The organism is Nocardioides sp. Soil774 (assembly GCF_001428125.1).
Taxonomy (GTDB): domain Bacteria; phylum Actinomycetota; class Actinomycetes; order Propionibacteriales; family Nocardioidaceae; genus Nocardioides.
On the sequence record NZ_LMSM01000006.1, the window covers coordinates 661,034 to 674,723 of the forward strand.

Annotated in this window: 15 protein-coding genes; 8 read left to right on the plus strand and 7 right to left on the minus strand. The window is 73.3% G+C overall.

The window, feature by feature from the left end; all coding sequences use genetic code 11:
* Positions 1-88: 88 nt before the first annotated feature.
* Positions 89-970: an A/G-specific adenine glycosylase gene (locus ASG76_RS08760; protein WP_056602077.1), complete on the minus strand. Its 882-nt coding sequence runs from the start codon at positions 968-970 to the stop codon at positions 89-91.
* Between the two features lie 68 nt (positions 971-1,038).
* On the opposite strand from ASG76_RS08760, the gene ASG76_RS08765 reads away from it, so the two are divergent.
* Positions 1,039-1,842, plus strand: coding sequence for a hypothetical protein (locus tag ASG76_RS08765; RefSeq protein WP_056602078.1), 804 nt, complete (start codon positions 1,039-1,041; stop codon positions 1,840-1,842).
* A gap of 153 nt (positions 1,843-1,995) precedes the next feature.
* On the opposite strand, the gene disA is transcribed toward ASG76_RS08765, so the two are convergent.
* A complete protein-coding gene (disA, locus tag ASG76_RS08770; protein WP_056602079.1) occupies positions 1,996-3,078 on the minus strand; it encodes a DNA integrity scanning diadenylate cyclase DisA in 1,083 nt (360 codons plus the stop codon).
* A 114-nt stretch (positions 3,079-3,192) separates the two neighbouring features.
* Positions 3,193-4,590: a DNA repair protein RadA gene (radA, locus tag ASG76_RS08775; protein ID WP_056602306.1), complete on the minus strand. Its 1,398-nt coding sequence runs from the start codon at positions 4,588-4,590 to the stop codon at positions 3,193-3,195.
* 156 nt (positions 4,591-4,746) lie between these two features.
* Between radA and ASG76_RS08780 the strand changes: the two genes are divergently transcribed.
* On the plus strand, positions 4,747-5,790 hold the full coding sequence (locus ASG76_RS08780) for a LacI family DNA-binding transcriptional regulator (protein WP_056602080.1): 1,044 nt from the start codon (positions 4,747-4,749) through the stop codon (positions 5,788-5,790).
* Here the strand turns inward: ASG76_RS08780 and ASG76_RS08785 are convergent.
* The 3 genes from ASG76_RS08785 to ASG76_RS08795 form a co-directional block, all read right to left on the minus strand.
* A complete protein-coding gene (locus ASG76_RS08785) occupies positions 5,787-6,470 on the minus strand; it encodes a class I SAM-dependent methyltransferase (RefSeq protein WP_056602081.1) in 684 nt (227 codons plus the stop codon). The two genes, ASG76_RS08780 and ASG76_RS08785, sit on opposite strands and share 4 nt — an antisense overlap.
* A complete protein-coding gene (locus ASG76_RS08790) occupies positions 6,467-7,105 on the minus strand; it encodes a VOC family protein (RefSeq protein ID WP_056602082.1) in 639 nt (212 codons plus the stop codon). The genes ASG76_RS08785 and ASG76_RS08790 overlap by 4 nt, the downstream gene beginning before the upstream one ends.
* Positions 7,106-7,205: 100 nt before the next feature.
* Complete coding sequence (locus ASG76_RS08795; RefSeq protein ID WP_056602083.1) at positions 7,206-7,982, minus strand: hypothetical protein; 777 nt, start codon at positions 7,980-7,982, stop codon at positions 7,206-7,208.
* A 45-nt stretch (positions 7,983-8,027) separates the two neighbouring features.
* On the opposite strand from ASG76_RS08795, the gene ASG76_RS08800 reads away from it, so the two are divergent.
* Genes ASG76_RS08800 through proC form a run of 6 tightly spaced genes read left to right on the plus strand, consistent with a single transcriptional unit; the run spans position 8,028 to position 13,003 of the window.
* Positions 8,028-8,972, plus strand: a complete 945-nt coding sequence (locus ASG76_RS08800; protein ID WP_056602084.1) for a Ppx/GppA phosphatase family protein — start codon at positions 8,028-8,030, stop codon at positions 8,970-8,972.
* A 2-nt stretch (positions 8,973-8,974) separates the two neighbouring features.
* Positions 8,975-9,775: a sugar phosphate isomerase/epimerase family protein gene (locus ASG76_RS08805; protein WP_056602085.1), complete on the plus strand. Its 801-nt coding sequence runs from the start codon at positions 8,975-8,977 to the stop codon at positions 9,773-9,775.
* Positions 9,772-10,491: an ABC transporter ATP-binding protein gene (locus tag ASG76_RS08810; RefSeq protein ID WP_082587363.1), complete on the plus strand. Its 720-nt coding sequence runs from the start codon at positions 9,772-9,774 to the stop codon at positions 10,489-10,491. The genes ASG76_RS08805 and ASG76_RS08810 overlap by 4 nt, the downstream gene beginning before the upstream one ends.
* Entirely contained in the window at positions 10,488-11,237 is a 750-nt protein-coding gene (locus ASG76_RS08815) for an ABC transporter permease (protein WP_235529454.1), read from the plus strand. Before ASG76_RS08810 ends, ASG76_RS08815 begins: the two co-directional genes overlap by 4 nt.
* Before the next feature lie 26 nt (positions 11,238-11,263).
* Positions 11,264-12,193 (plus strand): proline dehydrogenase family protein, encoded by a 930-nt coding sequence (locus tag ASG76_RS08820; protein ID WP_056602308.1) that lies wholly within the window; start codon positions 11,264-11,266, stop codon positions 12,191-12,193.
* A 9-nt stretch (positions 12,194-12,202) separates the two neighbouring features.
* Positions 12,203-13,003 (plus strand): pyrroline-5-carboxylate reductase, encoded by an 801-nt coding sequence (proC, locus tag ASG76_RS08825; RefSeq protein ID WP_056602087.1) that lies wholly within the window; start codon positions 12,203-12,205, stop codon positions 13,001-13,003.
* A gap of 6 nt (positions 13,004-13,009) precedes the next feature.
* On the opposite strand, the gene ASG76_RS08830 is transcribed toward proC, so the two are convergent.
* Complete coding sequence (locus ASG76_RS08830) at positions 13,010-13,681, minus strand: TetR/AcrR family transcriptional regulator (protein WP_235529456.1); 672 nt, start codon at positions 13,679-13,681, stop codon at positions 13,010-13,012.
* Positions 13,682-13,690: the final 9 nt, after the last annotated feature.

The window sequence follows — 13,690 nt, forward strand, 5'->3', positions numbered from 1 at the left end:
CCCGTCCTGACCGCCGACCGGGCGGTTCGTGCCCACTCACCGGCACGAACCGCCCGGTCGCTGCACGCGACGGGCACGAGGTGACGTCTCAGCGGGGGAGCGACCAGCAGCCAGGGCTGACCTCCGCCAGGAGCCCGTCGGCGACGAGCCCGGCGAGGCAGCGCGCGCGCTGCTCCGCACCCGGCCACGCCGCCTCGACCTGCGCCGTGGAGACCGAGTCGGCCTCACGCGCGAGCGCCATGATGCGCCCGCGGCACTGGCGGTCGGTGCCGGCCCAGGCCTGCCCGCGGCGGGGTGGGCCGTCGTACGCCGGGAAGCCGGCGCCGCGCCAGGCGCAGAGCCGCGCGACCGGGCAGGCGTCGCAGGTCGGCTGGCGTGCGGTGCACACCAGCGCGCCCAGCTCCATCGTGGCGACCGCCCACGTGGCGGCGGTCGCGGGGTCGTCGGGCAGCAAAGCGGTCGCGACGTCGCGCTCGGCGCGGGTGACCGCCGTCGCGGGGAACTCCGTCCCGGTGACCGCGCGCGCCAGCACCCGGCGCACGTTGGTGTCGAGCACGACGTGGCGCTGGCCGAAGGCGAAGCTGGCGATGGCCGAGGCGGTGTAGTCGCCGACGCCGGGCAGCGCGAGCAGGTCGTCGTACGACGCCGGCACCTCGCCGCCGTGGCGCTCGACGATCGCCACCGCCGCGGCGTGCAGCCGGAGCGCCCGGCGGGGATAGCCCAGCCGGCCCCACATGTGCACCGCCTCACCGGTGGGCTCGTCGGCGAGGTCGGCCGGCGTCGGCCAGCGCTCGACCCACGCCGCGTGGACCGGCAGCACCCGGGCCACGGGGGTCTGCTGGAGCATGAACTCGCTGACCATCACCGACCAGGGGGACGCCTCGGTGCCGCGCCAGGGCAGCTCGCGCGCGTGGTCGTCGTACCAGTCCAGCACGGGGGCGTGCAGCGCGCGGGGGTCGGAGGCATCCATCGCCCGCGATCGTAGGTGAGCCGGTGCGCCTCCGCCGAGACGGCCTGCCGGCTCCCTAACCTGACCCCATGCCGCCGACCGCACGACCTCGCGGGCCCCTGCCGGCCCGGGTCTACTGGACCCGGCGCATCGTGGTGCTCGCCGTCCCGCTGATCCTCGTCGTCGTGCTGGCGCGCGTGCTGGGCGGGTCGTCGGACGGCAAGGACGACTCGAGCGCGAGGGCCACCCAGGCCGGCGCCACCGTCGAGCAGCCCGTCGCGGCTCCGTCGGCGGGGCCGACCGCGCCGGCCGGGACCGGCAAGTCGGGTGGCAAGGGTCGCAAGAAGCGTGACCAGGTGATCGTGCCGCCCGAGCCCGTCCTCGCCGAGCCCACGGGCCCGTGCGAGGACTCCGACATCGTCGCCACGCCGGCCCTCACCTCGATCCCCGGCGGCGGGCCCGTCGCGATCCCGATCAACCTGCACACCGTGGTGACCGAGGCCTGCACGTGGCAGGCCTCCCCGGAGACCCTGACCGTCACGATCACCTCGGGCAGCGACTACATCTGGAGCACGCGCGAGTGCCCGGGCGCCATCGCGCCGCAGGACGTGGTGGTCCGTCAGGCCGTCGACACCCCGGTCGTCGTCACCTGGTCGGCGAGGCGGTCCGACGAGGACTGCTCCAAGCTCACGGACTGGGCCTACCCGGGCTTCTACCACGTGCAGGCGGCCGCCCTCGGCGGCGAGGGGACCGACGTGCAGTTCGAGCTCACGGGCGCCCCGGCCGAGGTGATCACGAAGACCGCCGACCCCCAGCCGCAGGGCGGGAAGGGCAGGAAGGGCGACACCTCACACACCCCCGGCGAGGACGGCGCGGGGAACTCCGCGGGCTGATCCTCGGGCTCGCCCCTCTCGCGTCGTCGCGATCCCCGGATATCCGGGGAAGCTGGAGGTTCCACCCCGAAGCTTCGGGGGTGAGGCTCCAGCTTCGATCTGGAGGCTGTGACGTGCAGGCTCGTACGTCGCTGCGCTGGGGCCTCCGAGGGCCTAGATGTAGCGCTCGGTGATGCTCGACTCCGCGAGCCGGGACAGCCCCTCGCGGACGCTGCGGGCGCGCAGCTCGCCGACGCCCTCGACGGCCTGGAGGTCGTCGATGCCGGCGGAGAGCAGCTGCTGCAGACCGCCGAAGTGGTCGACGAGCCGGTCGACGACGGCGGCGGGGAGACGCGGCACCTTGGCGAGCAGCCGGTAGCCGCGGGGCGCGACGGCTGCGTCGAGGTGCTCGGCCCCGCCGAGGCCGATGGCCCGGGCGACCGCCGCGGGGTCGACGAGCTCGGTCGGCGAGAGGCCCTCGAGCTCGGCGAGGTGCGACTCGGGGCTGGCCTGGCGCCGCTTGCCGGTGGGGAGGTAGTCGCGGACCACGAGCTCGCGCTCGGCGTCGACGCCGGTGACGAGCTCCTCGAGCTGCAGCGAGAGCAGGCGGCCGTCGGTGCCGAGCTCGAGCACGTAGTCCTCGATCTCGCGCGCGATGCGGATCACCATCTCCAGGCGCTGGGCGACCACCGCGACGTCGCGCACGGTCACCAGGTCCTCGATCTCGAGCGCGGAGAGGGTCGCGGACACCTCGTCGAGGCGGAGCTTGTAGCGCTCGAGGGTGGCCAGGGCCTGGTTGGCGCGCGACAGGATCTTGCCGGAGTCCTCCAGGACGTGGCGGATGTCGCCGACGTAGGCGGCGATGATCTGCATCGACTGCGACACCGAGATGACCGGGTGCCCGGTCTGCTTGGCCACGCGCTCCGCGGTGCGGTGGCGGGTGCCGGTCTCCTCAGAGGGGATGGTGTGGTCGGGCATCAGGTGGACCGCAGCGCGGTGCACCCGGGTGATGTCCTTGTCGAGGATGATCGCGCCGTCCATCTTGGCCAGCTCGCGCAGCCCGGTGGCGGTGAAGGGGACGTCGAGGGTGAACCCGCCCGTCGCGATCGAGTCCACCGTGCGGTCCAGGCCCAGCACGATCAGCGCGCCGGTGCGACCGCGCAGGATCCGCTCGAGCCCGTCACGCAGGGGAGTGCCCGGGGCGATCGATGCCAAGGTGGCGCGCAGCCGCAGCTGCTCGTCGTTGCGCTCGGCCACCGGTCCTCCACGTGTGTCTGTGTGGCACCCCCTCCGGCACCCCGAGGGAAGTGTAGGGCGCGGCCGGCGTTTCGACGTTTCCGTTTCCCAGTCGTGACCTGGGCGTCGCCAGGCCTAGAGGGGCGGCGTCAGCTCGAGGGTCAGCAACGCCCCGAACACGTCGTCGACCTCGACCACTCGCAGCCCGTCGACGGTGCGGTGGGCGGGGATGCCGCGCTCGCCGGGGAGCGTACGACCCCGCGGGACGATCGCGACCCGGAAGCCGAGACGGGCCGCCTCGGCGATGCGCTGGGGCAGGTCGCGGACCCGGCGCAGCTCGCCCGCGAGACCGATCTCGCCGATGGCCACCGCACCCCGCGGCGCCGGGACGCCGAGGTGGGAGCTGGCCACGGCGACGGCGATCGCGAGGTCGGCGGCCGGGTCGTGGAGCCGGGCGCCGCCGACGGTGGCGACGAAGGTGTCGCTGCCGGTGATGCGCAGCCGGGCGTGGCGCTGCAGCACCGCCAGCACCATGTCGACGCGCGAGGGCTCCACGCCCGAGACGGTGCGGCGCGGGCGCTCCAGCGGGGACGGCGTCAGCAGTGCCTGGACCTCGGCGAGCAGGGGTCGGCGTCCCTCCATCGTCACCGCGACGCAGGTGCCGGCGACGTCCTGGGTGTGGTGCTCCACGAAGAGGCCGGTGGGGTCGGTGACCGCGGAGATGCCCTCGGAGGACAGGTCGAAGCAGCCGACCTCGTCGACGGGGCCGTAGCGGTTCTTCATCGCGCGCACCATGCGGAAGCGCGAGTTGCGGTCTCCCTCGAAGTGGAGCACGACGTCGACGAGGTGCTCGAGCACGCGCGGGCCCGCGATGGAGCCGTCCTTGGTGACGTGGCCGACGAGCATCGTGGTGATGTTGCGGGTCTTGGCCACCCGGACCAGGGCCGCCGCGACCTCCTTGACCTGCGTGACACCGCCGGGGACGCCGTCGATGCCCGAGGCGCCGATCGTCTGGACGGAGTCGACGACCAGGAGGGTCGGGCGCACCTCCTCGATGTGCGTCAGCACGGCGCCGAGGTCGGTCTCGGCGGCCAGGAAGAGCTCGTCGTGCACGCCGCCGGTGCGGTCGGCGCGCAGCCGCACCTGCGCGGCGGACTCCTCGCCGGTGACGTAGAGCGTGCGGTGGCGCCCGCGCGCGGTCTGCGCGGCCACCTCGAGCAGCAGCGTGCTCTTGCCGACGCCGGGCTCCCCGGCGAGCAGGATCGCCGCGCCCGGGACCAGCCCCCCGCCCAGCACCCGGTCGAGCTCGGGCACGCCGCTGGAGCGGGCCACCGACTCGGAGATCGGCACCTGGCCTATCGGCACGGCGGGGGTGGAGACCGGCCCGGCTGCCGCGCGCAGCGTGGGTGCGCCGGCCTCGACGACCGACCCCCACGCCTGGCACTCGCCGCAGCGCCCGACCCACTTGCCGGTCTCCCAGCCGCACTCGGAGCAGCGGTAGGACGAGCGGGTGCGGGCGGCCTTCGTCGACATGCGCACCACGCTAGGCGAGGGCACCGACAGCACCGGGTCCCGACCCGCCCGGCCGGGTCGCCGGCGACGCCGCGGCACGTCCACCCCTCGGGAGGCCGTGCCCCCGGCGGGCCAAGGCTTATGCTGGCGCCCGGTTGGATCGATCAAGGGGGCGACATGGGGCGCAGCGACCATCGGCTCGGCAGCCAGCTGCCGGTCACGCCGCCGACCCTCGCCGACGTCGCCGAGCGCGCCGGGGTCTCGCGCCAGACGGTCTCCAACGCGGTCAACAACCCCGACCTGCTGCGCCCCGACACCCTCGAGCGGGTCCGTCAGACGATCGCCGAGCTCGGCTACTCGCCCAACCGCGCGGCGCGCAACCTGCGCACCCGCACCTCCTCGCTGATCGGCCTGCGCTTCACCCCGGTCCAGGAGGGCACCGCCAACGCCACCATGGACCGCTTCGTGCACTCACTGGTCGAGGCCAGCGAGGAGGCCGGCTACCACGTCCTGCTGTTCCCGGCCGACGACGACGACCCGATCAGTGGCTACGACAACCTGATCAGCTCCACCGCGGTCGACGCGTTCGTCGTGACCGACACCTACCTCGGCAACCCCCAGGCCACCTGGCTCAGCCGGCAGCGGGCGCCCTTCGTCGCCTTCGGCCGGCCGTGGGACGACGACGTCGCGCGCCACGTGTGGGTCGACGTCGACGGCGCCGCCGGCACCCGCCTGGCCACCCAGCACCTCATCGACCGCGGCCACACCCGCATCGCGTGGATCGGCTGGCGCAAGGACTCGCCGATCGGCGAGGACCGTCGCGCGGGCTGGCTCTCGACGATGCACGCCAACGGCCTGCCCACCACCGGGCTGGCCTCGCGGGTCGAGGACGTCGTGCACAGCGGTGCCGAGGCGGCCGCGGTGCTGCTCGACGAGTCGCGCCCCACGGCGTTCGTCTGCGCCTCCGACACCCTCGCCATGGGGGTGCTCCACACGCTCTGGATCCGCCAGCTCGCCCCGGGCCGTGACGTCGCGGTCGTCGGCTTCGACGACTCGCAGGTCGCGCAGGTCTACCCGGTCGGTCTCACGTCCGTGCGCCAGCCGCTGGAGGACGTGGCGGTCGAGATCGTGCGCACCCTGCGCGCACTGCTCTCGCACCAGCAGGTCGAGACGCGGGGCGTGCTCCTCGAGCCGACGCTCACGATCCGTCAGTCGAGCTAGAAGTCGCGCCACCAGAGGTTGACCGCGTAGTCGACCTCGGTGCCGGTGTGCGAGGCGAGCGCCTCCTCGGCCGCGGCCGGCGGCAGCTCGATGCGTACGACGGCCTCGAGCGCCTCGCGGGAGTCGAAGGACCAGCCCATGTCGATGCGCCGGCGCCGCCACCCGTGCATCGACCAGAACCGCTCCACCGCGACCGGGTCGACCTCGGGGAAGCCGCGGTGGAACCACGCGCCGAAGGTCGACCGGGTGGGGTCGTTGTCGATCACGAACGCGGTGCCCCCGCGGCGTACGACCCGGTCGAGCTCACGCAGACCCGGCTCGGAGCCGGGCCCGAAGAAGTAGGCCCAGCGCGCGTGCACCACGTCGACGGAGGCGTCGGGCAGTGGCAGCGCCTCGGCCATGCCCTTGGCGACCGTGACGTTCCGCAGCCGCTTCGTACGCCGCCGCGCCAGCGCCACCAGCGGTGGGTGCGGCTCCACGCCGATCACGCGCTGCGCGCACTCCGCCCAGAGGGGGAGGTGGAAGCCGCTGCCGCAGCCGAGGTCGAGGACCGTGCGCCCTGCCCAGTCGCCGAGCTCCCTCATCGCCGCCGGGATGCGCCCGTGCGGGTCGGCGGCCCGGTTCTCCAGCTCGTAGAGCTCCGGGGTGTTCCAGATGTTGGGGGAGGGGCGGGCCCTCAAATCCGGACGAGCCCGTTCGGGGTCTGGATCTGCACCGCGACGATGCCGGGGGTGCCGTTGGGGGCGACCCACTCGACCTTGACGTCCTCGAGCGGGGCCTCGACGGTCTCGCCGAGCCACTCGCTCACGCGCTGCGGGTCGCCGGCGATCTCGAGGCAGGCCAGCGAGTAGTCGCCGGTGGCGCCGTTGCTCGGGTGCATCTCGGCGGGGGACTGCCACTGGATGAAGAAGGGCAGCTGCGGGTCGGAGATCAGGCCGTTGACGCCGATCTGCTGCCACACCAGCTCGGTGCCGTCGGGACGGTGTCGGTTGCCCTTGACGGCCTCGCGGCCCAGGCGCGACTCGATGGTGGCGATGTCGTCGACCGAGACGACCCAGCCCATCCAGCCGCCGCCGAGGGCCGAGCGGGCGCGCACGGCCTGGCCGAACGGCGCCTTGTCGCTCGCCGGGTGGTCGAGCACCTCGACGATCTCCATGTAGGTGTTGCCCGCGAGGGGCAGCGTGACGTTGCGGGTGCCGAAGCGGGGGTGCACACCACCGTCGACGAACTCCGTGCCGAGCAGCCCCGCGATGCGCTGGGCAGTGCTGGCAAGTCCATCAGGTCCGGCGGCGAAGCTGACGTGGTCCAGGCGCATGCAGAGATTCTCGGCTCAGCCCTCGGGGCGGCTGACACCGGGGTCCCGATCTCTTGACGTCGAGCGACCTGGGGTGCGGATTCCGTGGTGCCGGCCCGGCTCAGCGCGGGTCGGCGGGGTGCAGCGCGAGCGCCGAGCGCGACCGGACGTGGGCCTCGCAGTGGCGGCCGAGCTCGACGTAGGCGTCGCGTCCCATGAGCTCGACCAGCTCGGCCTCGTGGGTGACCCAGACCGGCTCCGCGGCCACGTGGGCCTCGGTGTTGCCCGAGCAGTACCAGTCGAGGTCGTGCCCGCCGGGGCCCCAGCCGCGACGGTCGTACTCCCCGATCGACACCTCGGTGTAGGAGGTGCCGTCCTGGCGCTCGACGGTGCGGTACTGGCGGCGGATCGGCAGCTGCCAGCACACGTCGGGCTTGGTCTCCAGCGGGTTGCGGCCCTGGCGCAGCGCCAGGCCGTGCAGCGCGCAGCCGGCCCCGCCCTGGCCCGACGCGGGCGCGAAGTCGGTGCGGTTGTGGAACACGCACGCCTGCTGGCCGTCGACCTCCACGGCGAGGGTCTTGCGCTCGCCCTCGTCGTCGGTCTCGATCCAGTCCGACTTCTTCGGCGTACGCCCCGGGTGCAGCTGCCAGTCGTCGGGCGTGAGCTGGGCGACGAACCCGGCGACCCGGCGCTCGTCGTCGGTGTCGGCGAAGTGCGCGCCGAGGGTGCAGCAGCCCACGTCGGGGGCGTCGGCGTAGATCCCCTGACATCCCTGTCCGAAGATGCAGGTGTAGGCCGAGGTCAGCCACGTCAGGTCGCAGCGAAAGACCTGCTCCTCGTCGGCGGGGTCGGCGAACTCGACGAACGCGCGGGGGAACACCAGGTCGACCTCAGGCACCCGACAACCCTAGTGCCGTGCCCCACGCCTAGTAGCGTGGCAGTCATGCGCCTGGGCGTCCTCGACATCGGATCCAACACCGGCCACCTGCTGGTGGTGGACGCGCACGGCGGCGCCGCCCCGCTCCCGGCCTCCTCGCACAAGCAGCCGCTGCGCCTGGCCGAGCACCTCGACGACGACGGCGCGGTGACCAAGAAGGGCATCAAGGCACTCACCGACTTCTGCGCCTCGGCCACGCAGATCGCGGAGGACAAGGGCTGCGAGGAGATGATCGGCTTCGCGACCTCCGCGGTGCGCGACTCGGTGAACTCCGACGAGGTCCTGGCCCACGTCGAGAAGCACAGCGGGGTCACCCTGGAGGTGCTCTCGGGCGAGGACGAGGCGCGACTGACCTTCCTGGCCGTACGCCGCTGGTTCGGCTGGTCGGCCGGGCGGCTGGCCGTCTTCGACATCGGCGGCGGCTCCCTCGAGATCGCCGGCGGCGCCGACGAGGCGCCCGACGTGGCCTGGTCGCTGCCACTCGGCGCGGCGCGGATGGCGAAGGCGTGGTTCGGTGGCGGCCGCCCGTCGGAGGACGACGTACGCGCGCTGCGCAAGCAGGTGCGCGCCGAGATCGCCCGCGACGCGGGCAACCTGCTGCGCCCCGGCGCGCCCGACAAGGCGGCGGCCACGTCGAAGACCTTCCGCTCCCTGGCCCGGATCTGCGGTGCCGCGCCGAGCGGCGACGGTCCGCTCGTGCCGCGGGTGCTCGAGCTCGAGACGCTGTCGGACTGGATCCCCAAGCTGATGGACATGTCCGACGACGAGCTCGCCGACCTGCCCGGTGTCTCCCCGAGCCGCACGCACCAGATCGTGCCGGGCGCGCTGGTCGCCGAGGCCTGCATGGACATCTTCGACCTGCCGGCCCTCGAGATCTGCCCCTGGGCGCTGCGCGAGGGCGTGATCCTCGAGCGCCTCGACCAGATCTCCGTCGTCGTCAGGCTGCACTGACCATGGCGCCGCGCTCGCCCCTCATCGGGCTCTCCACCGCCTCGGTCTACCCCGAGTCCACCGCCCACGCCTTCGGCTGGGCCTCGTCGCTGGGCTACGACGCGGTGGAGGTGATGGTCGGCATCGACGCGCTGAGCCAGCAGGTCGACGCGGTCAAGAAGCTGAGCGACCACCACCAGGTGCCGGTGTGCGCGGTGCACGCCCCCTGCCTGCTGTTCACCCAGCGGGTCTGGGGCACCGAGCCCTGGGGCAAGCTGGAGAAGTCCGCCGAGATGGCCGAGGCCGTGGGCGCCGACGTGGTCGTGGTGCACCCGCCGTTCCGGTGGCAGAAGGACTACGCCGCGGGCTTCGTCGAGGGGATCGCCTCGCTCGAGGCGCGCACGGGCATCGCCTTCGCGGTGGAGAACATGTATCCGTGGCGGGCCTCCTCGCGCCGCGGCATGCAGATGTACCTCCCCGGCTGGGACCCCAGCGAGGAGGACTACGCGCACACGACGATCGACCTCTCCCACGCCGCCATCGCGCGCTCCGACGTGGTCGAGATGGCCGGGCGGATGGGGGAGCGGCTGCGCCACATCCACCTCACCGACGGCACCGGCTCGGCCAAGGACGAGCACCTCGTGCCGGGTCGGGGTGTGATGCGTGCCGCGGAGTTCCTCGGGCACCTGGCGGGCACCGGGTTCGGCGGCCACGTCGTGCTGGAGATCAACACCCGTCGCGCCGCCGACCGCGCCGAGCGGGAGGCCGACCTCGCCGAGTCGTTGGCCTTCGCCCGCGCGCACCTGGGAGTCACGACGCCGTGAGCGCGCCCGTCGTGGCGGTGCGCGACCTCGTCGTCGTACGGGGCGGGGTGGAGGTGCTGCCCGGCATCTCGCTCGACGTCGCGCCCGGCGTGACCGGCCTGCTGGGGCCAAGCGGCTGCGGCAAGACGACCCTGATGCGGGCGCTGGTCGGCGCGCAGCGGGTGCGGTCCGGGACGGTCGAGGTGCTCGGGGAGCCCGCGGGCAGCGCGGGCCTGCGCACCCGCGTCGGCTACGTCACCCAGGCCGCGAGCGTCTACGACGACCTCACGGTCGCGGAGAACCTCGCCTTCTTCGCCCGGGTGCTTGGCGTCGACAGGGCCTCGGCCGAGGAGGCCGTCGCGGCCGTCGGGCTGCACGACACCCGCGAGAAGGTGGTCGGGCGTCTCTCCGGCGGGCAGCGCAGCCGGGTCAGCCTGGCGGTGGCGCTGCTCGGGAGCCCCGACCTGCTCGTGCTCGACGAGCCGACGGTCGGGCTCGACCCGGTGCTGCGCCGCGACCTGTGGGCGCTGTTCCACCGGATCGCCGACGGGGGTGCCGCGGTGCTCGTCTCCAGCCACGTCATGGACGAGGCCGAGCGCTGCGACCGGCTGCTGCTGATGCGCGAGGGCCGGATCATCGCCGACGGGGCGCCCGAGGAGATCCGGCGCAGCACCGGGGCGCGCGACGTCGAGGAGGCGTTCCTGCGCCTCGTCGAGGGGCCGGGTGACGCGGCATGAGCGCCCGAATGAGCGCCCGGGTGACCCTCGCCGTCGCGGGACGGGTCCTGCGCCAGGTGCGGCGCGACCACCGCACGCTCGCGATGCTGCTGGTCGTGCCGTGCGTGCTGATGAGCCTGCTCTGGTGGATGTTCGACGGTCTGCCCGGAGCGATGTTCGACCGCTTCGGCCCTGCCCTGCTGGCGATGTTCCCCTTCATCGTGATGTTCCTCGTCACCAGCGTCACGACCCTGCGCGAGCGGTCGTCGGGCACCCTGGAGCGGCTGCTCGCGATGCCGATGGGCAAGCTCGACTTCCTCCTCGGCTACGCGCTCGCCTTCGGCCTGCTCGCGGCGCTCCAGTCGGCGCTGGCGGTGGCGGTGAGCGTCGGCCTGCTCGGCCTCGACGTCAACGGCCCGGTCTGGCTGCTCGGGGTGGTCGCGGTCGTCGACGCCGTCCTCGGCACCGCGCTCGGGCTGCTGGTGAGCGCCTTCGCGACGACCGAGTTCCAGGCGGTGCAGTTCATGCCGGCCTTCGTCCTGCCGCAGATCCTGCTGTGCGGGCTCTTCGTGCCCCGCGACGCGATGCCCGACGTGCTGGGCGCCGTCAGCGACCTGCTGCCCCTGTCCTACGCGGTCGACGCGATGCAGGAGCTGGTGGGTCGCGCCGATCAGGGCGAGGTGTGGCGCTCGGTCGGCGTCGTCGCCGGGTTCGCGGTGGTCTCGCTGGCGTTGGGCGCGGCCACCCTGAGGCGTCGTACGCCCTGAGCGGGCGTAGCCTTCGGGCCATGTCGTTGCTCCGCCAGCCGATCCTCCTGCTCGCCCGCAGCCAGGGGGTCAAGAAGCTCGTCTCGACGATGCCCGTCTCGAGCGGCATCGTCACCAGCTACGTCCCCGGTGAGGCGACCTCCGACGCCGTGCGGGCCACCGCGGAGCTGGTCGGCGACGGCCTCCGGGTCACCCTGGACTACCTCGGCGAGGACACCACCGACGCGGCCCGGGCCCACGCCACGGTCGTGGCCTACAAGGAGCTGCTCGCCGACCTCACCGTGAAGGGTCTCGCGCCGCACGCCGAGGTGTCGGTCAAGCTCAGCGCCATCGGGCAGTTCCTGCCCGGCGACGGCCACACGGTCGCGCTGGAGAACGCCCGCGACATCTGCCGTGCCGCCCGCAACGCCGGCACCACGGTGACCCTCGACATGGAGGACCACACCACCACCGACTCGACGCTGTCGGTCCTGCGCGAGCTGCGCAAGGACTTCCCCGAGACCGGCGCCGTGCTCCAGGCGATGCTGCACCGCACCGAGGCCGACTGCCGCGCGCTGGCCTATGAGGGCTCGCGCGTGCGGCTGTGCAAGGGCGCCTACATGGAGCCCGCCGACGTGGCCTTCCAGGACAAGGTCGAGATCGACAAGTCCTACGTGCGCTGCCTCAAGGTGCTGCTCGCCGGCCAGGGCTACCCGATGGTCGCCACCCACGACCCGCGGATGGTGCAGATCGCCTCCTCGCTCGCCAGCCGCTTCGGCCGGCGCCCGGGGACCTACGAGTTCCAGATGCTCTACGGCATCCGCCCCGAGGAGCAGAAGCGCCTCGCCGCCGCCGGCGAGACCGTGCGCGTCTACATCCCCTACGGCACCGAGTGGTACGGCTACCTCATGCGCCGCCTCGCCGAGAAGCCGCAGAACCTCGCCTTCTTCGCGCGCTCGCTGATCTCCAAGAAGTAGGTTTCCCCCATGAGCACAGCGATCATCGGCGCCGGCGTGATGGGGGAGACCCTGCTGTCCGGTCTCGTGCGCGCGGGGCGCCGCGTCGACCAGCTGATGGTCGGCGAGAAGCGCGCCGAGCGGGCCCGCGAGCTCGAGGAGCGCTACGGCGTGGCGGTGGTCTCCAACCGCGAGGCGGCCGCCCGCGCCGACACCGTGGCGCTCGTGGTCAAGCCGCAGGACATGGGCGACGTGCTCGACGAGATCTCCCCCGAGCTGCGCGCCGGGCAGCTGGTCGTCTCGCTCGCCGCCGGCATCACCACCGCCTTCATCGAGGCCCGGGTGCCCGAGGGCGTCGCCGTGGTGCGGGTCATGCCCAACACGCCCGCGCTGGTCGACGAGGGCATGGCCGCCATCTCGCCCGGCTCCCACTGCGACGAGGCGCACCTCGCCGAGGTCGAGTCGCTGATGGCGTCCACCGGCAAGGTGCTGCGCATCCCCGAGAAGCAGATGGACGCGGTCACCGCGATCTCCGGCTCCGGCCCGGCCTACATCTTCTTCGTGGTCGAGTCGATGATCGAGGCGGGCGTGCACCTCGGCCTGCCGCGGGCCACCTCGACCGAGCTGGTCGTGCAGACGCTTGTCGGGTCGGCCGCGATGCTGCGCGAGACCGGCACCCACCCCGTCGTCCTGCGCGAGCAGGTCACCTCGCCGAGCGGCACCACGGCCTCGGCGCTGCGCGAGCTGGAGATCCACCGCGTCCGGGCGGCCTTCCTCGCCGCCATGGAGGCCGCCCGCGACCGCTCGCGCGAGCTGGCCGAGGAGGCCTGAGGCTCCTCAGGAGGAGCCGCGCAGGGAGCGCACCAGGCCGAGGCCGTCGTCGACCAGGCCGCGCACCAACGGCAACCGGGTGAGGCGGACCGACCGGTCGACCAGCGGCACGAGGCCAGCCACCAGCGCGCGCGTACGTCGCTGCCCCGGGCTGTCGTCGTGCACCCAGAAGAGCACGACCCCCATGTGCAGCAGCCACAGCAGCTCGGGGAGCTCCTCGCGCAGGGCCGGCGCCACCTTGAGGTCGGAGTCGGCCACGGCGCGGCGGAAGAGGTCGGTGCTGGCCTCGCGGGCCGGTGCCGACTGGGCCGAGAACGGCGACAGGGGCGAGCGCGGGTCGGCGGCGTTGCGGAAGAACTGCCCGCCGAAGTCGTGGAACGGCTCCGCCACGTCGAGGAAGGACTCCATCACCCGGCGCAGGCGGTCGGCGAAGACGGGGGAGTCGTACGCCGCCTCCGCAGCGGCCGCGTGCTCGACCTGGACCTGGTCGTAGAACGCCTGGATCAGCTCCTCCTTGCCGGAGAAGTAGTAGTAGGCGCTTCCGAGGGAGACTCCGGCCTCGTCGGCGATGGCTCGCATCGTCGCCGCGTCGTAACCGCCGGAGCGGAAGAGCCGCATCGCGGCGTCGACGATGCCTGCTCGGGTCCGCTCGGCGCGGGGTGTTCGCTGCGACGGCACGGTCGCCAC